Annotated in this window: 1 protein-coding gene and 1 pseudogene; both read right to left on the bottom strand. The window is 69.2% G+C overall.

Annotated features, from left to right (window positions below; all coding sequences use genetic code 11):
* Nucleotides 1-505 (bottom strand): annotated as a pseudogene (locus tag JCM19049_RS15660) (SGNH/GDSL hydrolase family protein); the annotation flags it as partial.
* A partial coding sequence (locus JCM19049_RS15655) for a serine hydrolase (RefSeq protein ID WP_279403384.1) occupies nt 483-903 on the bottom strand: 421 nt, incomplete at its 5' end. The gene JCM19049_RS15655 and the pseudogene JCM19049_RS15660, both read right to left, overlap by 23 nt.

The following is a 903-nucleotide window of genomic DNA, read 5'->3' as shown; positions in this document are numbered from 1 at the left end:
AGCCGGTCCACCGCCCACAGGCGCGGGTCGCTGAATTCGCGCCAGCGCCAGTAGTCGGCGATCATCGCCCCGTGGCGTTCGGCGATGGTGCGCACCAGCTCGTTGTACAGCGCGGTGCGCGGGCGGGTGCGGGAAAACAGGGGCGAGTCGGCCGTGTCGAACCCGGTGAACAGCACCACCTTCGCCCCGGAGTCGGTGAAGCGCTGCACCATGCCCTCATACCCGCGCATCAGCGAGTTGATGTCGACCTTCGGGCGCAGGATGTCGTTGCCGCCGGCGTAGATGGTCACCAAGTCCGGCTCCAGGGCCAGGCCGGCCTCCAGCTGCTGGTTGATGACCTGGCGGATCTTCTTGCCGCGGATGGCCAGGTTCGCGTACTGCCAGTCCCCTGGGTGCACAGCACCTCGGCGACCCGGTCCGCCCACCCGCGCACCTGGTTTGGGCGCAGCTGGTCCACGTCGCCCACCCCTTCGGTGAACGAGTCACCCAGTGCCACGAACTTCATTACTTCTCCTTCGCTTGCAGAATCTGGCGGATCGTTCGGCTGAGCTGGACCCCGGTCGGGTTCTGGGTCTCGCCTTCCGGCCCGGCCGGCAGATAGCGACCGCGAGCTTGTGCGCCGGGTCGGCGAACGCGATCGACGAATTCGCCCCGTTGTGCCCGTAGGCGAAGATCGAGCCGTACTCCTGGCCGGGGGTGCCCTTGGTGAACCCCAGCCCGAAGGACTGCGGCTGCCCGCTGATCCGGTCCGGGCCGAAGACCCGTTCGCGGGAGACCTGCGCCCAGGTGTCCGGATCCAGCAGCCCGCGCTCGATACCCAGCTCCGGCACCGGCCCAAAGGAGGCGGCGTAGATCGCCGCCAGGGCCTGGGCGTTGGCCACCCCGCCCAGGCTGGTGGGCCCG

It is taken from the genome of Arthrobacter sp. JCM 19049 (assembly GCF_001310435.1).
This window is presented reverse-complemented; position numbering and strand designations above follow the sequence as displayed.